Genomic DNA, 23909 nt, shown 5'->3' with positions numbered 1-23909 from the left:
AACCTCTAGTTAAGGCCGCATCGCTCTCCAAACCCGGAGTTTGGCACCATACGTCGTTAAAACAAATTTGTTGGTGGCGGATTTTATCCAACAACCTCCCCCCACACAAGTATTTATTTATATTTTTGCCAAAAAAGTGAACAATCTCTTTCTCAAGCACTATTGCTAGTAGGTTTTTAGCGTTATTTTTAGTACATTACAGCATTAATTTTACGGGTTGAGTTGTTATGAGTTTTGTTGAAGTTGCTATTAAAGTTCCGCTTCCACGCACCTTTGATTATAAAATAGAAGAACAGCTCAGTGGCTTATCAACTCCTTTACTACCTGGCATGCGGGTTTTGGTACCTTTTGGTAATCAAAAAAAAGTAGCGGTTGTTCTGGGTATTAAAAGCAGTACCGACGTCCCTTTAAATAAAATTAAAAATATTATAGAGGTAATAGACGACGCCCCTATTTTAAGTGCCCAGCATTTAGAACTCCTTAGCTTTACTGCCCGCTATTATTGCTATCCATTAGGCGAAACTATTCATATAGCGCTACCTGGTGCACTTCGCCAAGGTGAATCGCCTGATAAAACCAGTATTAATATGGTTGCCCTGACAGAAAAAGGTGCAAAAGTACCGTCATTAAAAGCTAAAACACAGCTCAACCTATTAAAGCAGTTATCGCAATCAGGTAAGTCATCATTAACTGAGTTAAAAGCACTGGGCTTTAGTAAAAAAACAATAGATAGCTTAATAGATAAAGAACTCATAACACAAACTATTGAGCACGATAACCAATGGCAAAGTGTTGCTCCAACCGTCGGTAGTAAACCAGTACTTAATAAAGAACAAGCGGTTGCTTGCACAGCTATAAATCAAAGTACTGGCTTTAGCAGCTTTTTATTAGAAGGCGTAACGGGCAGCGGTAAAACCGAAGTGTATTTACAGTGCCTAGAAGAAGTACTCAAACGTGGCGAGCAAGCCCTCGTACTCGTGCCCGAAATCGGCCTAACACCACAAACCGTAAACCGTTTTCGCCGCCGCTTTCCTGATACACCCATTATGCTTTGGCACTCTGCACTTACCGACAACGAACGCTTACAAACATGGCGCTTTTGCGAAAAAGGCAGTTGTGCGATAGTTATTGGCACACGTTCGAGTATTTTTCTGCCATTTTTAAAACTCGGTATGATTGTTGTTGATGAAGAACACGATTCATCATTTAAACAACAAGATACGCTTCGCTATCATGCCCGCGACTTAGCTGCTTACAGAGCTTTTCAGCATAAAATTCCGCTTATATTAGGCAGCGCCACACCCGCGCTTGAAACACTTCACAAAGCAATTAATAACAAATACCAGCTGTTAAGTTTAACCGAGCGTGCGCAAACAGCGACTGACAACCAGTTTAAGTTACTCGATATGAAAGGTCAGCCCGACCAAGCAGGTATTGCACATGCAAGCCTTGCTACTATGCGTCAGCACTTAAATCGCGGTAAACAGGTTATGGTATTTTTAAATCGTCGAGGTTTCTCTCCAACCCTTATTTGCCATGAGTGCGGTTGGTTGAGCGAGTGTAAACGATGCAGTACCAGCGCTACATTTCATAAAGCGATTGGGCAAATGATCTGTCATCACTGTGGCGACCAGTACCCTGTCCCTCACCAATGCCCTGACTGTGGAAGTACGCAAATATTTCCTAACGGTAAAGGCACAGAGCAAATTGAAGAGTTTTTATCGACCGAATTCCCTGATACACCTGTTACTCGTATAGACCGCGATTCAACTCGCCGTAAAGGTAGCCTTGAAAAAGCACTTGATGAAATAAACCTAGGCGGCGCACGCATTTTAGTGGGCACACAAATGCTTGCCAAAGGCCATCACTTTGCAGATGTAAGCCTTGTTATAATTTTAGATGTAGATAGCGGCTTATACTCATGCGACTTTAGAGCAACAGAACATTTAGCGCAATTAGTCACCCAAGTAGCGGGGCGTGCTGGACGTTCAGGTGAGCCTGGCCAAGTGTTATTACAAACACACTTTCCAGAACACCCTCTTTTGCAAGACTTAGTTAATAATGGTTACCAAGACTTTGCCCGCTTTGCTCTTAGTGAGCGCGATGATGCTGACTTACCGCCCATTACAAATATGGCCATTGTGCGTGCACAAGGGCATAGTATTAAACTAGTCGTCGATTTTTTGACGGATTTGGTTCCTGTGAATGGGGTATCTGGTATACAATTGCTCGGTCCGATCCCTGCCCCACTTGAAAGAGTCGCAGGTATGTATCGTTTTCAATTGCATATTCAAGCGCAAGATCGTCGCATATTACATCAGTACCTTGCGCAAATGGTTGATTATTTAAGTACCAGTAAACTTGCACAAAAAGTACGCTGGAGCTTAGACGTAGACCCTATAGACATGATTTAGGTTAAGGCCAAAATAACACCATGGCACAGCACGATTATATTAATAAAAAGCCTGCAGGCAGAAACAGTAAAAAAAACGCACCCGCTAAAAAACCATTTCCTATTCTTTTAGCCGTTATAGCCATCTTACTTGTAGGTGGTTTTGCCTACACACTATGGTTTATAAAAAGTAATGCCGATCCAAAACTTGTCGAAAAACAAGCTAACCCAACTGCACCCGCAAAAGTAGAAGTTGTTATTCCACGTACACCGGAATTTATTAAAGAAATTAGAAACCACGAGATTCAAGTTGAAGTAAAAGAACTTGAGCAAAAAGGTCCTTATGTTATGCAATGCGGTTCGTTCAGAACTCATGCACAAGCTGAATCGTTAAAAGCTAAAATCGCATTTGCAGGGCTCATTTCTGAGATAAAACAGGCTGAAGGCAGCAATGGTACTTGGTATAAAGTACGTTTAGGCCCTTATAAAACCAAACGCCAAGCCGAAAGCGATAAAAACAAACTTAAACGTGTAAAAATAGTCGGCTGCGGAATTTGGGGCTGGACTTGAAAATAAACCATTCACCCATATAACCTCATCATAATCGTTTTTTACGAGTTGCCTCTGCAGCTCGATGATGAGGAATAACATGACTACTATCGTAAGTGTTCGCCGCGGCGACAAAGTTGTAATTGGCGGCGATGGCCAAGTTTCACTTGGTAACACCGTAATGAAGGGTAACGCCCGCAAAGTTCGACGTCTTTATAATGGCAAAGTAATCGCTGGTTTTGCCGGCGGTACTGCTGATGCCTTCACTCTTTTCGAACGTTTTGAAAGCAAATTAGAAATGCACCAAGGTAACCTAACTAAAGCCGCAGTAGAAATGGCTAAAGATTGGCGAAGCGACCGTGCCCTTCGAAAACTCGAAGCGCTGCTCGCCGTAGCAGACGAAACAGCCTCTTTAATTATTACCGGTAATGGCGATGTAGTTCAGCCAGAAAACGATTTAATTGCAATTGGTAGTGGTGGTAACTTTGCGCAATCAGCTGCAACCGCCCTTTTAGAAAATACAGATTTAAGCGCTCGTGAAATAGTAGAGAAAAGCTTAACTATTGCAGGCAACATCTGCGTATTTACTAATAACTTCCAAACAATCGAAGAATTATAATAGGAACTATTATGTCTGATATGACCCCAAGAGAAATTGTTCACGAGCTAGATCAGCATATTATAGGTCAGGCTAAAGCTAAAAAAGCGGTCGCTATTGCACTTCGTAATCGCTGGCGCCGTATGCAATTAAATGAAGATTTACGCAGTGAAGTAACACCAAAAAATATACTAATGATTGGCCCAACAGGTGTAGGTAAAACAGAAATTGCCCGCCGTTTAGCAAAACTTGCTAACGCACCATTCATTAAAGTAGAAGCGACTAAATTCACTGAAGTTGGTTATGTTGGTAAAGAAGTAGATACGATCATACGTGACCTCGTTGATGTTTCAATTAAAATGACTCGCGAACAGCAAACTAAAAAGTTTAAGCATCGCGCCGAAGAAGCAGCAGAAGAGCGTATTTTAGATGCACTTTTACCACCGGTTAAAGATCAATATGGCGAAAGCCAACGCGACGATACTTCATCTACTCGCCAAACATTTCGTAAAAAATTACGTGAAGGTCAATTAGATGATAAAGAAATCGAGATTGAATTAGCGCAAGCTCAATCAAACGTAGAAATTATGGCGCCTCCTGGTATGGAAGATATGACCAACCAGTTACAAAGCATGTTTCAAAACATGGGCGGCGATAAACGCACTAAACGTAAGCTAAAAATTAAAGAAGCCTTCAAACTATTAACGGAAGAAGAAGCCGCTAAATTAGTAAACCCTGAAGAGCTAAAAGAACAAGCTATTTTTGCAGTAGAGCAAAACGGTATTGTGTTTATAGATGAAATAGACAAAATTTGTAAACGTGGTGATTCTTCAGGCCCTGATGTGAGCCGAGAAGGTGTTCAGCGCGACTTACTACCGCTAATTGAAGGCTCAACAGTAAACACTAAACACGGTATGGTTAAAACTGACCATATGTTGTTTATTGCCTCAGGTGCGTTCCAAATGTCTAAACCATCAGACATGATACCTGAGCTACAAGGTCGCTTACCGATTCGAGTAGAACTTGAACCACTAACTGCAGATGACTTTAAACGTATCCTGACAGAGCCGCATGCATCGCTTACTGAGCAACAACGAGAGCTCCTTAAAACTGAGCAAGTAACGATTGAGTTTAGTGATGATGCTATTGAGCGTATTGCTAAGGCAGCGTGGCAAGTTAACGAAAAAACCGAAAACATCGGTGCTCGTCGCTTGCATACTGTGATGGAAAGATTGATGGAAGAAATTTCATACGATGCTTCTGAAAAAGCAGGTTCATCACTTGTCATTGACGCCGCTTACGTTGAAAAACATCTAGGCGCACTTGTTGAAGATGAAGACTTAAGCCGCTTCATTCTATAAAACGAATATAAACGTTATACTAAAAGCCTCCAGATTGGGGGCTTTTTAATGGGATATATAAAATGAAACACGTTACAAAAGTGCATTACCACAGCGTGAGTAAAAATTTAGATGTTTATTTTGACGACGATAGCCAAGCAGTCTTTAGCTGTGAATTTTTACGCGTTCACTCTCCCTCTGCTGAAGTGCAAGGCCATGGCTCTGGTCCAATGAAGCTAGTACTTAATAAACAATCTGTAGGTATAAAAAACATAGTACCTGTTGGGCATTATGCACTGCGTTTAGATTTCGATGATGGTCACAATAGCGGACTGTTCAGTTGGAGTTACTTTGAAAAACTACAAGCGCAGCAACAAACGTTGAGCGATGAATATTCGGCACGCGTAGCCGAGCACGAACAAAACAAAAACAGTGTACCAATAAAGTTTATTCCTTAAACCTTATTGGTAACTTTAGGTGGGTATTTTTAGATTAGTTAACCTAAACCCTGGTTAAGATATTTACTATCCAGGGTTCAAGTTAGTTACACTTTAAACTTATCAATAGCGCTAAATAACACTCTAGCTTGCTCAGATACTTCTTCGCTAGTTTGGGCGTTTTTAGCAGCATGTTCAGTTGCATCTTGCGCAATGTCGCGAATTCTTACTACATTTTTATTAACCTCTGATGCCACTTGGCTTTGCTCGTCAATAGCAACCGCTATTTGAGAGCTCATTTCCATTATTGTTTGTACATCTTCAGTAATTGCGCCTAATAACTCACCTGCTTTAATTGCTTGCGAGGCACTTTCATCGCCTTGAGAACGACATTTGTGCATAATACTTACCACTTCTTGAGTACGCTGCTGTAAGGTACTTATAATACCTTCAATCTCACTCGTAGACTCTTGAGTACGCTTCGCTAATGAACGAACCTCATCTGCAACAACAGCAAAGCCACGACCATACTCACCAGCACGGGCCGCTTCTATTGCCGCATTAAGTGCGAGTAAATTTGTTTGATCTGCAATCCCCCGAATTACATCAAGCACTGAACCAATTGTTTCGCCATCTTTTTCAAGTTGCGACACTACATTTGATGCATTCCCTAACGAATCAGATAGGGCCCTAATGTGCTTAACGGTAGAGTCAACTTCACTGCGCCCTTGTTGAGCACTTAAATTTGTTGACTCTGCTTTTTTAGCAGCCGCTTCAGTATTATGTGAAATATCCTGAATCGTCGCCTGCATTTCGGTGGCTGCAGTTGCAACCATGTCGGCTTCATGTAATTGCTCTTGCATACCGGAGCTTGTTGCTGCAGTACTTTCTGATAAATGCTCTGTTGCTATATTAAGCGTATTTAAAGCACCATTAACTTCGTTAATTAAGTTTTTAAAATCGCCTATTAAGCTATTAAAGTCGACCGTCATGGTGGTAATTTCGTCTTTACCTGTTTGCTCTATCATCACGCTTAAATCATTATTACGACGAATATCGTTAATGGTGTGATAAACCCGCTCTATAGGCACAATAATCGAGCGGCTCGTGAAATAAACCAACATCAAAACAATAATGCCAGCAATCACAAAAATAAGAATGGCTAAAAATTGTGCCTGTTCAACGCTTTTATCTACCTGTTGCTTAGTGCTTAATAGTATCTGCGCAACGATTGCATCACTTTGTTCAACACTTTTACGCATTTTTCCAAGTGCACCTGAATTTAAATCTAAGCCCAATTCAACCTGTGCCTGGACCAATGCTTGAAATTGCGTTTGGTAGGAATTTAAAAAGCCATTTAATTGAGCTGTATACCCCGTATCAAATTGAGCCTGAGCGATTTGCTGCTTTAAAGTATCAACCCCTTCATCAAATCGAGTTAAATACTTAAGATCAAAACGTAGCATAAAATCTTTTTCAGCCCGTCTTAACTGTAATATAGAAGATAAGAGTTTGTAATTACCTTGCTCTTTGAGCAAGCTTTCAACCTCGTGTACTGCACTTCTTAGTTCGCCATACAGCCCATCTTTTGGGTGTAATCCAATGCGTTTTTGTAGCACAACAACACTCATAAAGTCATTGTTATAAGTACTTACCAAACTATCTAGATTACTTATTTTTTGGGTTTCGATACCCTGCTCTTGCATAATTACATTCAACTTAGCAATCTTACTTTTAAGCTGGTTATAATCTTGTTCAAATAAGTCTAATGCTTCTTCTTGTTTATAAAAAAGAAAGTTTTTTTCATGTTTACGCAGTTCTAATTCATGGATATTAAGCTCTTCAGCAAGCTGAATTGTTTTATTTAAGCTTAACGTTGTTCTCGCTTCATAAATTATTACGCATAAAAGGACCACCATTGCTAAACCAACAACGACTGCGTTTAACTGTAAACGTCGTTTGATTGTTAAGTTTTGTAAAAAATTCATCGCTAACGCCTTTTTTAAATATGCATTTGTATTATAGCTGATAGCTCAGAAGCGACTCATTAATTTAACTTTTTATTATTGGTTATTCTAAGCTACTTAATTATGATGGCTATAAAGCGACACTATCCCACAAACCTTTGTGTAACGATTGTGTGTTATTCCACTGTTGTTCAACCAACCAATCAATTAAAGGCGCGGGATCGCTAGGGTAATTTATTTGCTTATTTTGCGGGGCGCTATTCCAGTCATCAAGGGCTTGCGGGTTTAAATAGTTCATAACATGCGCCATGCCCATGGCAAACAAAGTTTGTGCATTTGCGGTTTGCTCAAACTGCCCATCTAAAGGCTTTAATAGTAACTTCTTACCTAACTTAAGCGCTTCACTGGCAAGCTCAAACCCCGCATTACCAATAACGCCACTCGTGTTTGCTAAGTCATTTAAAAAGCCAGAACGTGAGGGTGGTCGCAAATGTATATGTCCAAAAGACTGATTGCAGGCATTTGGGTGATAACAATAAAATTCTTTTTCGGGAAAGTCTTTTAAGTAATCAACAATGCTATCTAAGTTTTCAAACGGTAAATATACCAATACCTTATTTAGTACCGCGACAGGGTTCTCATGATTATGATGAGCAATAAAAGGCGGGATTATATTATTTGCAAATGGCTTCCAGTGTACGCCTAAGTAGGTAGATGCTGGTGCATAATGCTTGATGAGTGATTTTCTAAGTACACCACGACCAAATATAGGTACGTTTTCTGACAAAAATGCGGCTTGGTGACTAATACCGATAACGGGTATATCGGCCCGTTTTGCAGCCCATGCTGTGACTGGCTCAAAGTCATTAAGTACAAAATTGTACTGTTTTATATCAAGCGATTTTATATCACTCACCAGCTTACAAACTCGCATGTTTTTAAGTGTTTTTAAATTTTTCACTTGCCCATTTTCAGTACTAAACGATAAGCCCCGATACACTTTATAATCTGAGAATTCGTGCATATCAAAGTAATCTTTATTTGCTCGCCCTGAAAACACATAATCAACATCAATACCAAGTTTATTAAAGCAACTTGCCATAACCCTAGCCCGCGTTATATGACCATTACCGGTACCCTGCACTCCATACAATATTTTCATACAGGTACCACAAGCGCTAATGCGAATAAGCCACAAACACTGCCAATAATCGCACCTATAATAATATCAGCAGGAAAATGTACGCCTAATACAACACGAGAAATAGCCACACCAGCAGCCCAACTAAGTAGTAGCCATATATATTCAGGGAAAAAGTGACTTAGTATAATCGCAACTAAGAACGCTGCAGCGCTGTGACCCGAGGGCAAACTAAATTTATCATTGGGTACTATGTAAGCATTTGTTACTAAGCAGTCGCATGGACGGATGCGGGCAAATCTATTTTTGGCCAGTAAATAAATGGGCCTTTCTATAGCAAAACCAACTAATATCGTTACCGGTAATAATTGTTGCTGCTCATTATTACTAAGCCACCACACAGCTAAACACACAAGTATGTAAAGCCCACCATCACCGCTTTTAGATAAGCCAAACGCCATTGTTTTAAACCACTTCGGTGAGTTGCAATTAAACAGAGTTAAAAATAATTGCTCATCTAGCAAAGCTGCCCTTTTAAACATATTATTGTTATCCATCACTTCCCCCTCATTGCATAATATATGAACACCGATTTAGCTTATGTGTTGTAAATAACAATTGAGTGACGCTTTTAAGACACTATTATTGCGATTAATGATTTAGCGCTTGTTTTGTCTAAATTTACTGCGATTAAGTCGTTGTTATTGCTTATAAGGAGGGTATACTGAGGTATAAATTAATGTACCTTTTGAGGATAAAATAATGGATTACAGCACTTCTGATTTATGTGACCACTTTGCTGATGTGGTTGACGTGCTAGAGCCAATGTTCATCAACTTTGGTGGTCGACACAGCTTTGGTGGCCGCATTAAAACGGTTAAATGTTTTGAAAATAATGAACTGATCCGCGAATTACTTTCTCAAGACGGTACAGACTTAGTGCTTCTTATTGACGGTGGTGGCTCAACTCGCCGTGCACTTATTGATATTGAATTGGCCGAACTTGCACTTGAAAATAACTGGAATGGTATTGTTGTTTACGGCGCAGTACGCCACGTTGATGAGCTTGAAGAACTTGATTTAGGCATTCAAGCAATTGCTTCTATCCCTGTTGCAGCTGACAGTGAAGGTGCTGGCGAGGATGCTATAGGCGTTAACTTTGCCGGTGTATCATTTTTTGATGATGACTTTATTTATGCCGATAGTACTGGCATTATTTTATCTGCAGAAGAATTAGAATTGGAAGTTGTAGAAGTATAACGTGACCTCCCATTTAAAAGTATATGATGAAAGCGCGGTTAGAGCACTTTGCTCTAGCCGCGTAAATGAAAAAAAAGCATGGCAATCAATGGCCTTGCTAGACACTCAAGTAAACCTGCAACAAGCACTCATTGACGCAGCTCAATTTGGCATTCGCTACGTACTTCTTGGTATTTGCGAAGATATTGGCCCAAAAGCAAATTTAGGAAATAGCGGTGCAAACGAAGCATGGTCTGCTTTTTTAAAACGTTTTTTAAACCAACCTCATAATCAATTTATTGCCACTCAAAAAGTACTTTTATTGGGTGAAGTAAATACTGATGATTTAATGGCGCAAAGCAACCAACTTAATAATCAGCAAGCCCAGCAGTTAACTCAATTACGAGATTTATGCCAACAACTTGATGAACGCGTAGAGTCAGTATTAAGCCTTATTTTTAAAGCAGGGCTTGAGCCAATCGTCATTGGCGGAGGTCACAATAATTGCTTAGGTATTATTCGCGCGCTAAGTAAGTCAAAAAACACGCCTGTTAATGCTATCAATTTTGACCCTCATGCCGATTTTAGAGAATGTGAAGGTCGTCATAGTGGTAATGGTTTTCGCTACGCGTATAACGAGCAACATTTAAGTAATTACCATGTTATTGGCTTACATGAATTAAAAAATAATCAAGCAATTATAGATGCAATGAGTGAAGCTAACTTTAAGTTTGATAGCTATCAATCTATACAAGTTAAGCGAAAAATTACACTAACGCAGGCAATTGAAAATGCACTAAGTAATTTTAATGATTTACCACTGGGTGTTGAAGTTGATTTAGATAGTATTACTTATATGCCAGTTAGTGCGTATACATATTGCGGATTTAGTGTGAGTGACACTGAGCACTTTGTGCATTTAGCTGCAAGCCATCGCCACTCTAAGTACTTACACTTATGTGAAGCAGCGCCTAACCAGCATCCTAACGGGTTAGATGCCGGTGCTGCCCATGTAGGGCAAGTGATTAGTGCACTTGTAAATAGCTACCTACAAGCCAAAGAAAACACTTAACGTTGTTGAACCGATCGCCACTCTTTTAGCCAGCTCATTAAACCGATACTACTTAGCGGATGACCAAAGTAATAACCTTGTGCAGCATAACCTTTTAAGCTTTTTACAAACTTAAGTTGTTCAAGTGTTTCTACTCCTTCAAAAATTACTTTTGTTTTTTGTTGGCTATGCATATCAACCATTCCACCAACTAAACTGCGTATATTGTTTTGATTACTAAAGTCAGCGGTAAGTGAAGGTGAAACCTTAATATACTCAACCGCTAAACTTGGTAACTTAGAAAGTAGTACTGGGTTATCACCAAGTCCATCCACACATACTTTTAAGCCTATGTTATTAAGCCTTGCGATCATGCCTCGACCTTTGTCATCTAAACCAGCAAAAATATGTAAAGGGCATTCAACAATCAAGTCTCCCGCCTCTAAGTGATGCTCATTTATAACAACATCAACAAATTCAACAAACTCTTCATTTAGCATTTCAGGGCCAAATACGTTAATGCTAAGCGGTATAGAAATACCTTCTACTCTAAGCGCCATTGCAAGCTCAGCGGCTCTCTCCATTACAAATTTAGCAAGCGGGTAACCAAGCCCTGCTATTCTTATGTCGTCAATAAAACGATTAGCAGATAAAATTCCTTGCTTAGGATGCTGCCAACGCAGTAGTAATTCTAAAAACTCAATTTGACCGTTTTCGTTGCAAATTATAGGTTGAAAATAGAGTTCTAATTCGCTCGAAAAATCAATATTTGCTAATTCTTTTAGTCGCGCTTGTTGCTCTCGCAGTTCAATCATCATTTGTTGATGATAAGGCACAACCTTGCGATTTGGGTGGCTATCGAGTGCTAGGTATGCGTACGATATTAAATTATCAAAGTTATTGTCTTGCTCATTACAATCAACATAACTCGCCCTCGCTTTTACCTCTACAGTGCAGTTAGCGACATTAAATGGCTTAAGCGTTGCACCCAGTATTTGTTCAATAACCAACTCATGCAAATGTTTTTGATTCGCAAAACTACAAATAAATGCAAAGTTAAGGCCCCCTAAGTGGGCTAGCTTTTCTTGCCCAACTAAAGTCACTATTTCGTCACTTGAAAGCAGTTCTTTTATTCGATTAGCCGATTGTGCTAACAGTATATCGCCAAAGTCACGTCCAATGTGCTGGTTAACTTGCTCAAATCCTTCAAGACGAATAACGATTAACGCTGCACTTACTTGCTTATTGTCGCACCATGCATAGTAACCTTGACGTAACTGTTTTCTATCTGCAAAAACCGAAAGCGGAGACTCTTCAATAAATGCATCACCTGTAGGTTCTGGCTCTATCACGACTTCTATTTCAGCGCTTTCATCATTTAAAAAGCCAACAATAGCTAATAATAATATCGCTAACACAACCCAAAATAACGGAACTTCCAATAATAAATGAGCTGAAAATAGAACAACAAATAAAAGACCAGCCATTGAGCTGGTAATAATCATGCTCCAATTATTTCGCTCGAAGGCTTGCCATAAATGAAAACAAAATCCAAAGGCAAGTAAAATGGCAAGCCAAGCTGCGCCCGTACTCAAAATAGCCAAACCAACAGCTGCTGTGCATAAATAGCTAAATTTAATACTGGCATTTTTAACGGCAAATAAAGTGGCAATCATCGCCATCAATAGTGCACCACTAAAAAATATTGGAAAATTACTGTCGGTTAGTATGTTCAAATTAACGGCATCCGTATTCGCTAAAAAAGTTTAAACCAAGTTATATGTGGGTAAAAATAATACAAACTAATTAATTCTACCCAAAATCCATAAATTTAGCAGTTTATTTACGCCAAATTGGTAACTTAATTGTGATGGATGACTTATTTGCCAATGCGCAATATCAGCTCTTGCGCCAACCTTTAAAATACCACGCTCGTCTAACCCTAGTGCTTTAGCTGCATTTCGAGTAACACCTGCCAATGCTTGCTCGGGTGTTAATCTAAACAATGTGCATGCCATGTTCATCATCAAGTGCACTGAGCACAGCGGTGAAGTACCTGGGTTAAAATCACTCGCAATAGCTATCGGTACTTTATATTGATTAAGTAATTCAATAGGTGGGAATTTAGTTTCTCTTAAAAAATAAAATGCACCGGGCAATAACACCGCGACCGTCCCAGCGTCTGCCATGGCTTTTACACCCTCTTCATCGAGATGCTCAATATGATCCGCCGAAAGGCCATTAAACTGCGCCACCAGCTTAGCACCCTGTTGATTAGATAACTGCTCAGCATGGCATTTTACTGGGAGGTTATGCTTTTTAGCCGCCTGGAAAACACGTTTGGTTTGCGAATGACTAAAGCCTACATTTTCACAAAATACATCGACTGCATCAGCAAGATTATTAGCCACTACCTGATCAAGCATGTCAGTACATACCAAATCAATATATTCATCAGCACGGCCTTTGTATTCAGGCGGTAGAGCATGCGCCCCTAAAAAAGTAGTTTTAATATCAATAGGATGATGCTCACCTAATAAACGAGCTACTTCTAATATTTTTATCTCGTTTTCAGTATCTAGCCCATAGCCCGACTTTATTTCAACGGTGGTTACACCTTCTTTTAATAACGTATTTAAGCGATCTTTTGCATCAACAAACAATTGCTCACGGTCGGCTGCTCTTGTGGCTTTAACCGTACTTGCTATGCCACCGCCTTGTGCTGCGATTTGCTCATAACTTACACCCTGCAAGCGCTGCTCAAACTCTTGCGATCTTGAACCTGCACACACTAAATGTGTATGACAATCTATTAAGCCCGGCGTTAACCACTGCCCTTTGATACTCAATGTCGGCGTTGCAAACACATCAAAACTGGGCAACGTTGATTGCTCTCCAATCCACGCAATTTCACCATTTTTAATAGCTATAGCAGCATTTTCGATTTCGCCATAAGGGGCATTTATATTGCTATCCATAGTGGCAATATTGGCATCAGTTAAAAGTAAGTCGATTTCTTCTAACTCATAATTTTTTGTTGTGCTTTGCATTTTACAGCCCTTTTTACGCCCAGAGTGATGAAAATATAGTCTAACAACCCACCTTGTATATACAAGGTAATTGTGTCATCTTATTTATATAGTTTATTTTTAATGTAACCATAAATTTAATGACGACACCTAAATTTGCGCAAATAAAACAATTCATTGTTGATAAAATTCGCAGCGGTACGTGGCAAGAAAACCAACGTGTTCCCTCTGAAAACGAACTAAGTAGTCAATTTAGTGTCAGCAGAATGACAGCCCGCCGAGCACTAAGCGAATTAACCGAGGCAGGTATTTTAACCCGCAGCCAAGGGCTTGGTACATTTGTAGCCACATTTAAATCGCAGTCATCGTTACTCGAAATAAAAAACATTGCTGATGAAGTAAAAGAGCGTAACGGCAACTACACCTGTAGTGTACTCATACTTGAATCAATAAATGCAGTCGCACCTATTGCCATTGCGCTTGGTGTTGAGATTGACAGTGTTGTATATCGAAGTGTACTCGTGCATAACGAAAACGACAGCCCCTTGCAGCTAGAAGAGCGTTTTGTAAACCCTGCACTTGCGGCTGGTTACTTACAACAAGACTTTAGCACGCTTACACCTCATGAATATCTATCTAGTGTTGCACCACTTACCCAAGCGAGGCATACCGTAGAGGCTATTATGCCAAACAGCGAAATGTGCCAATGGTTAAATTTATATAACGAAGAACCATGCTTACAAGTTATTCGACGCACATGGTCTATTAACGGCATTGTAAGCTTTGCGCGCCTTGTATCACCAGGCAGTAAATATCGCTTAGGTGGACACTTAACATTTAAAAAATAACAAACAATAGCGCTTACTGCGCTTTTTTTATAACAAATCACCTTGTATATACAACAGGAGCAAAACATGAACAACCGACTCGACACAAGTCGCGTAATACGTGCACCTCATGGCGATAAAATAAGTGCTAAAAGCTGGCAAACTGAAGCTGCTAAGCGCATGCTAATGAATAATTTAGACCCTGAAGTTGCAGAACATCCTCATGCACTTGTTGTATATGGTGGTATTGGCCGAGCAGCTCGTGATTGGCCAAGTTATGACAAAATTATAGAAACCCTCGATAGACTCGAAAGCGACGAAACTCTGCTTGTACAATCAGGAAAACCCGTTGGTGTATTTAAAACCCACAGTAATGCCCCTCGTGTACTTATTGCCAACTCAAACCTTGTTCCACACTGGGCAAATTGGGAGCACTTTAACGAGCTCGATAAAAAAGGCTTGATGATGTACGGACAAATGACAGCGGGTTCTTGGATTTATATTGGCTCGCAAGGCATTGTACAAGGCACTTACGAGACCTTTATAGCCATGGCAAAGCAACATTTTTCAGGTAGTGCTAAAGGCAAGTGGGTATTAACGGGTGGCCTTGGAGGTATGGGCGGTGCGCAACCACTTGCCGCTACAATGGCAGGGTTTAGTGCGCTAGTTGTTGAATGTGATGAAAGCCGTATCGATTTTCGTATAAAAACAGGCTACGTTGATGTAAAAGCAACGAACCTTGAACACGCACTGCAATTAATAACCGACGCGTGCATAAAAGGTGAAGCCCTATCAGTTGGCTTACTTGGTAACGCTGCCGATGTATTTAGTACACTGGTTAAAACAGGTATTACACCTGATGTAGTCACAGATCAAACATCAGCTCACGATCCATTAAATGGTTACTTACCACAAAACTGGACAATGGAGCACGCAGCAAAAATGCGTGAGCAAGATCCAAAAGCGGTAGTAAAAGCGGCTAAACAATCAATGGCAGTCCAAGTTAGAGCCATGCTGGCGCTGCAAAAAGCGGGTGCCGCCACTACTGATTACGGAAATAATATTCGTCAAATGGCGTTTGATGAAGGTGTTACCAACGCGTTTGATTTTCCTGGATTTGTACCCGCCTATATTCGCCCTTTATTTTGTGAAGGTATTGGACCATTTAGATGGGTAGCACTATCAGGCGATCCAGAAGATATTTATAAAACCGATGCAAAAGTAAAAGAGCTTATTCCTGATGATGCACATTTGCATAACTGGCTTGATATGGCCCGTGAACGTATTCAATTTCAAGGGCTACCTGCACGTATTTGTTGGGTAGGTTTAAAAGATAGAGCACGCCTTGCATTGGCCTTTAACGAAATGGTTAAAAATGGCGAACTTAAAGCCCCTATCGTTATTGGTCGCGATCACCTCGACTCTGGCTCAGTTGCCAGCCCTAACCGCGAAACAGAAAGTATGAAAGATGGCTCTGATGCGGTATCGGATTGGCCATTACTCAATGCACTGCTTAATACAGCAAGTGGCGCTACTTGGGTGTCCCTTCATCATGGCGGCGGTGTAGGTATGGGCTTTAGTCAGCACTCTGGTGTGGTTATTGTTGCCGATGGTACAAATGAAGCTAAAGAGTGTATTGCTCGCGTACTTTGGAACGACCCTGCAACGGGTGTAATGCGCCATGCTGATGCTGGATACGACATAGCAAAGAACTGCGCTAAAGAACAAAATTTAGACCTACCAATGTTAGACAAGGAATAATCATGTTCAAACTTACTCTCACTCCAGGCTCACTTAATTTAAACACGCTAAAAAAAATTAATAATTCACCAGTAAAGTTAAGCCTTGTACAGCATGCTGAATCACAAATAGCTGCCAGCGCACAAACCGTTCAAAACGTTATTAATGAGCACCGCACTGTATACGGGATTAACACCGGCTTTGGGTTATTAGCTAATACCAAAATAGCCGACGACGAACTTGAATTATTACAGCGCTCCATTGTGCTTTCACACGCTGCGGGCATTGGCGAATACATGGATGACAGCACAGTAAGATTAATGATCACCTTAAAAGTAAACTCGCTTTCGCGCGGCTACTCGGGTATTCGCCTGCAAGTAATCCAATTTTTTATGCAGCTGCTTAGTAGCGAAGTATATCCGTGCGTGCCTAAAAAGGGCTCCGTGGGGGCATCGGGGGATTTAGCCCCTCTTGCGCATATGTGCCTACCTTTATTAGCTGAAGGTCAAATGCGACATAAAGGAAAAATAATTAGTGCAGCACAAGGGTTAAAAATAGCGGGGCTTGAACCTCTTACCCTTGCAGCTAAAGAAGGCTTAGCATTATTAAATGGCACACAAGCGTCGACTGCGTTTGCACTACAAGGCCTATTTAGAAGCGAGAACTTATATGCACAAAGCTGCGTTATCGGCTCGATAAGCATAGAAGCTGCAATGGGCAGTCGCGCGCCATTTGATGCACGTATTCATGATATTCGTGGTCAGCGCGGACAAATAGACACCGCTCAAGTATTTAGAGAGCTACTCGATACGCACTCTCAAATTAGTGATTCCCACGTCAATTGTGAAAAAGTACAAGATCCATACTGCCTTCGCTGCCAACCTCAAGTGCTAGGTGCTTGCCTAACTCAGATACGCCAAGCCGCAGAAGTGTTGCTATGCGAGTCAAACGGTGTAACCGATAATCCGCTAGTTTTTGCCGATGTAGGCGACATCATTTCTGGAGGGAATTTTCATGCAGAACCCGTTGCAATGGCTGCCGATAACCTCGCTATTGCGATTGCCGAAATTGGTGCTTTAGCAGAAAGACGAATTGCATTACTTATCGATTCAAACCTATCCAAATTACCGCCATTTTTAGTTGAAAACGGCGGGGTAAATTCAGGTTTTATGATTGCTCAAGTTACCGCTGCAGCGCTTGCGTCAGAAAACAAATCATTAGCACATCCGGCTTCGGTCGATAGCTTGCCTACATCTGCAAATCAAGAAGATCATGTATCTATGGCAACCTTTGCAGCAAGGCGCTTAGATGAAATGGCCAATAATACCCAAGGTGTTTTGGCAATAGAATGGTTAGCATCGGTTCAAGGGCTAGAATTTAGAAAGCCGCTTGAACCATCAAATAAAGTGCAAAGCGCTAAAGCGTTATTACGCGAGCATGTGAGTTATTATGATAAAGACCGCTACTTTGCTCCCGATATCGAAGCTGCTAATACATTACTAAGTGAAGGTAAGCTATGCGACTTCATAGAGAGCAGTCCCCTGCCTTCAGCATATTAAATACCATATTGGTAAGTAAAGCCTAGCGCTTCAATAGCTGAGCCAATAACTTTGCGCTCAGCTTTATCATCACTGGTAAAGCGTGGTAACTCGCCACCATGTTCTGCACACTTCACTGCATAGTATTCAGCTTTTGTTGGGTGCGCAGGATTAACAACATTATAAATATTTTGCCCTACTTGCCAGTGTTCTATCACCGCAAAAATAGCATTAATTACATCTTGTTGATGCACCATATTTACTACTTGCTCACTTGATGTATTAAACTCTTTGCCTGCCACAAAACGACCAGGTTCTCTGTTAGGCCCTAGTAATCCAGCTAAACGCAGCACTTTCCCGTCTTGCTCAAGTACTTGCTCTTCTGCCTCATAGAGCTTTATTTGGCGCTCGTTTGTGCATGAAATATCGCTACTTTCGCTATATACACTAGGCTCTTGATCGTATACCCCGGTTGATGAGCATAATAAAAAGCCCTTTGCGTTTAACTCCTTTGAGAGCTTAAGCGCTGCGGTGAGTGTTTCAGGATAATTACTTTCACTGTGCCTGCTACGTGGTGGAATAGCACATACCCAATAAGCATTTTGTAAATCAACTTGATGTCTTAATTGCCCATCTTCAAGTGTAAACTGACGCTCAAAATCAAACTCGTGTATATCTGTTCTATGCGTTCCTTGTACTTGCCAATCAGTTTTTTGCGCACTTACGCATAAAGCATGCCCTAACCAACCTGCACCTAATACTACTAATTTATTACTTTTATTTGTCATTTTTGTATAAGCCTTTATTTTAAACGCATAATTAGTTCTTTCTATCTAACTTTATAGAGATTTTAAGTAAGATATGATTAGATATAATTTCATAAATAATAAAAATATGCGCACTCATGCTAAATAATTTATCATTACGGAAGAAAATATTATTATTGATTGGTGGAACAATTACCGTTTTACTAATTATCGCCTCAACATTTTTTGTTAAACACATTGCTAATCTCTCTAGAGAAAACATAGAAAACGAAGCACAAAGTTATCTACAGACCGAGCAACTTTCAATGCAAAGTTACTTTGCGATGTACGGTAAAATGGTATCAACCTTTGTTAATAACCCACATTTGATCAATTTTTTTGAAAATTGGGATACTCGCGATCAAGCACTCGAAAGCGCGTCAGGTTACAACGAAGTAAACCAAGACTTTGTGCGTTTAAGCTCAAACGACGAAAACATCTTATCGGCCTTTTTTGCCTCAGCAACCACCGGTGAATACTTTAAAGAAAATGAACGTACAAGTCACTACAACGGCCAGCCTTATTACGCCTACAAGCGTGGTTGGTGGCAAGAAGCCATGCAAGTTAACAAACTTTACGTAGGTCCAATCTCTGTTGATTTAACCACAGGCGTAGCATCTGCAGTAGTACAACAACCTGTTTATAACGCACAGCGTAAACTCATTGGTATGGGCGGTGTTGATTTACAACTAAACAAAATTAACGACATGGTCGAAAATATTCGCTTTAACGGCCAAGGTTATGGATTTTTACTCGATGGAAATCAAAAAGTAGTTCACTTTTCAAAAGCCACTGGACACAAACTTTCAATTACAGATGAAGGTGCAAACGGTAAAGAAGGACTCGATGCGCTTGAGCAACAATTTACAGATACAGCAGGCTTTAAAGAATTAAATACACAAATGCGAAATAACCTTAAAGGCAGCCAAATGGTTACTTTTAAAGGTGAGCAGTTTTATGTGGTTTACCATCGTCTGCAGCTAGAGCAGCCTCATATAGATTGGTATGTAGGTCTACTTATTCCTACTAGCATGATTGAAGAGCCCGTAAATGCCGCAGTAACCGCAACAACAACTGCAGTAGTTATTATCTTAATTATTATATTAGCCATGATTTTATGGGCTACCCATATGATTTCAAAACCCATCACAACACTTACGCATATTATGCGTGATATAGCATCGGGTGAAGGCGACCTTACTCAAAAAATTGATATTAATAGTCAAGATGAAGTGGGACAGCTGGCCAATCATATGAACACTTTTATTGATAAGTTACGCGCCATGATGCTAGAAACCGCAGCGCAAGCAGAACAGCTAAGTAATGCAGCAGCTCAGCTAAGACATGTTTCTGAGCAAACTAATTCTGAAATTCAGCAAGAGAAGCAGCAAGTTGATAGCGTCAGCGCTGCGGTAACTGAAATGGCGACTACTGTGCTTGAAATATCACGTAATGCACAACATACAAATAACGCAGCTGAAGAAGTTCAGGCAATTACAGCTGAAGGTGCAAGCCGTTCTACACAGGCGCAAAAAGTAATGACTGAACTGGCGTTGCATATTGGCGAAGCATCTAAAGTGGTAGCAGGCCTTGAGCAAGAAAGTAATAATATTGGCGCATTAGTCGATGTAATTAATTCAATAGCCGATCAAACCAACTTACTTGCACTTAATGCGGCTATAGAGGCAGCTCGTGCCGGTGAACACGGTCGAGGCTTTGCCGTTGTTGCTGATGAAGTACGCTCACTAGCAAGTCGCACACAAGAATCAACTGACGATATTCGTAATATGATTTCGCGCTTGCAGCAAATAGCTCAACAGGCCTCAGTGATGATGCAACAAGGACAAGATCAAACCGAGGGCTCAGTACTGCAAACTAAAGAAGTACTTAGCTCACTTCACAATATTGCGCAGTCGGTCACTAAAGTACAAGACCAAAGTCATCAAATAGCCACGTCAACTGAGGAGCAAACAGTCGTTGCTGAAGATATTAATACGAGCCTTTCGGCAATTAATAACTTAGTGAACAGTACCGCTGACCATGCGCACACCCTCGCTGACGAAGCTCGTGACTTAAGTGATTTAGCTGCAGCACTTAACAAAACGGTTAACCAATTTAAATTATAAAACACTCATTTAATAGCTGTGTTTAAGCGTCAAACTTAAGCGCAGCTATAACCCTTGTTTTTAATTTATTTAGCACCATATCTTTACAGTTCGCTACTATTTTTACTGTAATTGAGTAATACAAAGTTATTTTTACGAACCAGATCAAATTTTTCGATTTTATACACAGATCTTTTTATTGAGATAGTTTGTTGTTTGGCAGAGTCTGGTATAGTAGCGCACGTAATAAACAGTGCTTTTTGAGCGGTTTAATACAATATTGCTAATTAATATGTTCTAAGTGTTATTTAAAAGCACATATTAATTACCAATTGTTAAAAATGGGTTAGCCGATACTCGGCTGACAAAGAATACATTGTAACGGTTTTATCATGATATCTAATTTATTTACCAAGCTTTTTGGTAGTCGCAATGACCGCACTATTAAAAACTTAAGAAAGACGGTCGCGCTAATCAATGCGCTAGAAACGCAACTTGAAGCGCTTTCTGATGAAGATTTAAGAGCTAAAACAGCTGAGTTTAGAGAACGTTACGATAACGGACAAGGCCTTGACGATATCCTACCTGAAGCTTTTGCTGTGGTACGTGAAGCGTCAAAGCGTGTAAATGGCATGCGTCATTTCGACGTGCAGTTATTAGGTGGTATGGTTTTACATCAAGGTCGCATTGCAGAAATGCGTACCGGTGAAGGTAAAACACTAACAGCTACCCTACCAGCTTATTTAAACGGCTTAACAGGCAAAGGTGTTCACGTAATTACTGTGAATGACTACCTTGCTAAACGTGATGCTGAAACCAACCGTGCGTTATTTGAATTTTTAGGCCTTACTGTAGGCTGTAACGTACCGGGTATGATGCCACAGCAGAAGAAGCTAGCTTATACTGCTGACATTACGTACGGTACAAATAACGAATTTGGTTTTGACTACCTTCGCGATAATATGGCTTTTAGCATTGATGAACGTGTTCAGCGTCCATTATTTTATGCCGTAGTCGATGAAGTGGATTCAATCTTAATTGATGAAGCGCGTACTCCGCTTATTATTTCAGGCCCAGCTGAGGACAGCTCTGAGCTATATACTGAAATAAATACCATCGTTCCTTTACTTGAACTTCAAGAAAAAGAAGACGAAGAAGGTGTTGAAGGCGACGGCGATTACACTATTGATGAAAAGTCTAAGCAAGTTCATTTAACAGAACGTGGTCAAATTAAAGTAGAAGAGCTACTTACCGAACGCGGCTTAATTGAAGAAGGCGATTCGCTTTACTCAGCAGCAAGCATTACGCTACTAAGTCACGTTTATGCCGCCCTTCGTGCCCACAAGCTATACCAAAAAGATGTTGATTACGTAGTAAAAGAAAACGAAGTAATCATTATCGATGAGCATACTGGTCGTTCAATGGAAGGTCGTCGTTGGTCAGAAGGTTTACACCAAGCTGTTGAAGCTAAAGAAGGTGTAAATATTCAGAACGAAAACCAAACACTTGCATCTATTACGTTCCAAAACTACTTCCGTTTATACGAAACATTAGCAGGTATGACAGGTACTGCCGATACTGAAGCTTTTGAGTTTCAATCTATCTACGGCCTAGATACTGTTGTTATGCCAACTAATAAGCCAATGGTTCGTGATGATCGCGCCGACTTAGTTTACCTAACACAAGAAGAAAAATACGAAGCAATTTTAATTGACATTAAAGACTGTCAAGACCGCGGACAACCGGTACTTGTAGGTACTATTTCAATTGAAAGCTCTGAGTATTTATCGCAGTTTTTACGCAAAGAAAAAATTAAGCACAACGTACTTAATGCCAAATTTCATGCGCAAGAAGCAGATATCGTTTCAGATGCTGGCCTACCAGGTACAGTAACAATTGCAACCAACATGGCCGGTCGTGGTACCGATATCGTGTTAGGTGGTAACTGGAACAGTGAAGTTGAAAAACTTGAGAACCCAACTGCTGAGCAAATTGCTGAAATTAAAGCAGCTTGGAAAATTCGCCATGATGCGGTAATTGATGCTGGCGGTTTACATATCATTGGTACTGAACGTCACGAATCTCGTCGTATAGATAACCAATTACGTGGTCGTTCTGGTCGTCAAGGTGACGCCGGTTCTAGCCGTTTTTACCTATCGATGGACGATGCACTAATGCGTATCTTCGCTGGTGAACGCATGACTAACATGATGCGTAAACTAGGTATGCAACGCGGTGAAGCAATTGAACATCCATGGGTAAACCGTGCGATTGAAAATGCACAGCGAAAAGTAGAAGCACGTAACTTTGATGTTCGTAAGCAACTACTTGAATACGATGATGTAGCAAACGATCAACGTCGCGTTGTTTACTCTCAACGTAATGAGCTACTTGAAGAAGGCGATATTTCAGAAACTATCACAGCAATTCGTGGTGATGTTCTTGCTAGTGTAATTGATCAATACATTGCACCACAAAGCCTTGCTGAAATGTGGGATATTCCTGGCCTTGAAGAACGTTTAAAACAAGACTTCTTAATTGAATTACCAATTACTCAGTGGTTAGCAGATGACAATAAACTATACGAAGAAAAACTTCGTGAGCGTATTGAGCAGGCGGTTGAGCAGTCGTACAAGCAAAAAGAAGAGCAAGTTGGCGACTCTGTTTTACGTCAATTCGAAAAAGCGATTATGCTACAAAGTCTTGATCAGCATTGGAAAGATCACCTTGCTGCTATGGATCACTTACGTCAAGGTATTCATCTACGTGGTTACGCGCAAAAGAATCCTAAGCAAGAGTATAAGCGTGAGTCGTTTGAGCTGTTTTCTGAAATGCTTGAAAACTTGAAAGTAGATGTTGTAAGCATCCTAAGTAAAGTACAAGTACGCGCAGAAGAAGATGTTGAAAAAGTAGAAGAGCAACACCGTAAAAGTGAAAATGCTCCTCGCGAATACCAACATGAAGAAGCTGAGCAAGTAGGTGGCGAAGCGCCAGCACCAGAAACAGCTACTGTAATGGCTCGTACAGAACCAAAAGTAGGTCGTAATGACCCTTGTCCTTGTAAATCAGGTCAAAAATTCAAACAATGTTGCGGTAAATTAAAATAGCCCAATATTGTTATTAGCTTATTAAAAAGCGGCGCTAGCGTCG

At 40.5% G+C, this 23909-nt stretch carries 18 protein-coding genes; 12 read left to right on the top strand and 6 right to left on the bottom strand.

Annotated features, from left to right (window positions below; all coding sequences use genetic code 11):
• Positions 1–227 precede the first annotated feature (227 nt).
• From priA to I6F43_RS11900, 5 genes are all read left to right on the top strand, one after another.
• Positions 228–2414: a primosomal protein N' gene (gene priA / locus I6F43_RS11920; RefSeq protein ID WP_024594431.1), complete on the top strand. Its 2187-nt coding sequence runs from the start codon at positions 228–230 to the stop codon at positions 2412–2414.
• A gap of 20 nt (positions 2415–2434) precedes the next feature.
• Positions 2435–2962 carry an SPOR domain-containing protein gene (locus tag I6F43_RS11915; RefSeq protein ID WP_007582031.1) on the top strand — a complete coding sequence of 176 codons (528 nt, stop codon included), beginning with the start codon at positions 2435–2437 and terminating at the stop codon, positions 2960–2962.
• Between the two features lie 79 nt (positions 2963–3041).
• Positions 3042–3560, top strand: a complete 519-nt coding sequence (gene hslV / locus I6F43_RS11910) for an ATP-dependent protease subunit HslV (protein ID WP_002958366.1) — start codon at positions 3042–3044, stop codon at positions 3558–3560.
• An 11-nt stretch (positions 3561–3571) separates the two neighbouring features.
• Positions 3572–4900 (top strand): HslU--HslV peptidase ATPase subunit, encoded by a 1329-nt coding sequence (gene hslU / locus I6F43_RS11905; RefSeq protein ID WP_007582032.1) that lies wholly within the window; start codon positions 3572–3574, stop codon positions 4898–4900.
• 62 nt (positions 4901–4962) lie between these two features.
• Positions 4963–5337, top strand: a complete 375-nt coding sequence (locus I6F43_RS11900; RefSeq protein WP_010553804.1) for a gamma-butyrobetaine hydroxylase-like domain-containing protein — start codon at positions 4963–4965, stop codon at positions 5335–5337.
• Positions 5338–5423: 86 nt separating this feature from the next.
• On the opposite strand, the gene I6F43_RS11895 is transcribed toward I6F43_RS11900, so the two are convergent.
• The 3 genes from I6F43_RS11895 to I6F43_RS11885 all read right to left on the bottom strand — a co-directional run bounded on the left by I6F43_RS11895 (position 5424) and on the right by I6F43_RS11885 (position 8981).
• Entirely contained in the window at positions 5424–7304 is a 1881-nt protein-coding gene (locus I6F43_RS11895; RefSeq protein ID WP_101217276.1) for a methyl-accepting chemotaxis protein, read from the bottom strand.
• A 109-nt stretch (positions 7305–7413) separates the two neighbouring features.
• Entirely contained in the window at positions 7414–8445 is a 1032-nt protein-coding gene (locus I6F43_RS11890) for an MJ1255/VC2487 family glycosyltransferase (protein WP_197102486.1), read from the bottom strand.
• Positions 8442–8981: a phosphatase PAP2 family protein gene (locus tag I6F43_RS11885; protein WP_010553806.1), complete on the bottom strand. Its 540-nt coding sequence runs from the start codon at positions 8979–8981 to the stop codon at positions 8442–8444. Before I6F43_RS11885 ends, I6F43_RS11890 begins: the two co-directional genes overlap by 4 nt.
• A 205-nt stretch (positions 8982–9186) precedes the next feature.
• Here I6F43_RS11885 and rraA point away from each other — a divergent pair, with 205 nt between their 5' ends.
• A complete protein-coding gene (rraA, locus tag I6F43_RS11880; protein WP_197102484.1) occupies positions 9187–9684 on the top strand; it encodes a ribonuclease E activity regulator RraA in 498 nt (165 codons plus the stop codon).
• A gap of 1 nt (position 9685) precedes the next feature.
• A complete protein-coding gene (locus I6F43_RS11875; RefSeq protein WP_197102477.1) occupies positions 9686–10735 on the top strand; it encodes a formimidoylglutamase in 1050 nt (349 codons plus the stop codon).
• Here I6F43_RS11875 and I6F43_RS11870 read toward each other — a convergent pair.
• Both I6F43_RS11870 and hutI read right to left on the bottom strand, forming a co-directional pair.
• Positions 10732–12396 carry a bifunctional diguanylate cyclase/phosphodiesterase gene (locus I6F43_RS11870; protein ID WP_024589898.1) on the bottom strand — a complete coding sequence of 555 codons (1665 nt, stop codon included), beginning with the start codon at positions 12394–12396 and terminating at the stop codon, positions 10732–10734. The genes I6F43_RS11875 and I6F43_RS11870 overlap by 4 nt on opposite strands.
• A gap of 120 nt (positions 12397–12516) precedes the next feature.
• Positions 12517–13764, bottom strand: coding sequence for an imidazolonepropionase (gene hutI, locus I6F43_RS11865; protein ID WP_197102476.1), 1248 nt, complete (start codon positions 13762–13764; stop codon positions 12517–12519).
• A 119-nt stretch (positions 13765–13883) separates the two neighbouring features.
• On the opposite strand from hutI, the gene hutC reads away from it, so the two are divergent.
• The 3 genes from hutC to hutH all read left to right on the top strand — a co-directional run bounded on the left by hutC (position 13884) and on the right by hutH (position 17869).
• The gene (gene hutC, locus I6F43_RS11860; RefSeq protein ID WP_007582045.1) at positions 13884–14591 is read left to right on the top strand and encodes a histidine utilization repressor; all 708 of its coding nucleotides are present in this window, start codon (positions 13884–13886) and stop codon (positions 14589–14591) included.
• Positions 14592–14657: 66 nt separating this feature from the next.
• On the top strand, positions 14658–16331 hold the full coding sequence (gene hutU / locus I6F43_RS11855; RefSeq protein ID WP_010553810.1) for a urocanate hydratase: 1674 nt from the start codon (positions 14658–14660) through the stop codon (positions 16329–16331).
• A gap of 2 nt (positions 16332–16333) precedes the next feature.
• Positions 16334–17869: a histidine ammonia-lyase gene (gene hutH, locus I6F43_RS11850; protein ID WP_197102475.1), complete on the top strand. Its 1536-nt coding sequence runs from the start codon at positions 16334–16336 to the stop codon at positions 17867–17869.
• On the opposite strand, the gene I6F43_RS11845 is transcribed toward hutH, so the two are convergent.
• Entirely contained in the window at positions 17866–18636 is a 771-nt protein-coding gene (locus I6F43_RS11845) for an NADP-binding protein (protein WP_197102474.1), read from the bottom strand. The genes hutH and I6F43_RS11845 overlap by 4 nt on opposite strands.
• A gap of 116 nt (positions 18637–18752) precedes the next feature.
• On the opposite strand from I6F43_RS11845, the gene I6F43_RS11840 reads away from it, so the two are divergent.
• Complete coding sequence (locus I6F43_RS11840; protein WP_165724886.1) at positions 18753–20780, top strand: methyl-accepting chemotaxis protein; 2028 nt, start codon at positions 18753–18755, stop codon at positions 20778–20780.
• Positions 20781–21151: 371 nt separating this feature from the next.
• Positions 21152–23866, top strand: coding sequence for a preprotein translocase subunit SecA (gene secA / locus I6F43_RS11835; RefSeq protein WP_010553814.1), 2715 nt, complete (start codon positions 21152–21154; stop codon positions 23864–23866).
• Positions 23867–23909 lie beyond the last annotated feature (43 nt).

Origin of the sequence: Pseudoalteromonas sp. NZS71_1 (assembly GCF_015864305.1) — a bacterium.
In the GTDB taxonomy this organism is placed as follows: domain Bacteria; phylum Pseudomonadota; class Gammaproteobacteria; order Enterobacterales; family Alteromonadaceae; genus Pseudoalteromonas; species Pseudoalteromonas arctica.
This window is presented reverse-complemented; position numbering and strand designations above follow the sequence as displayed.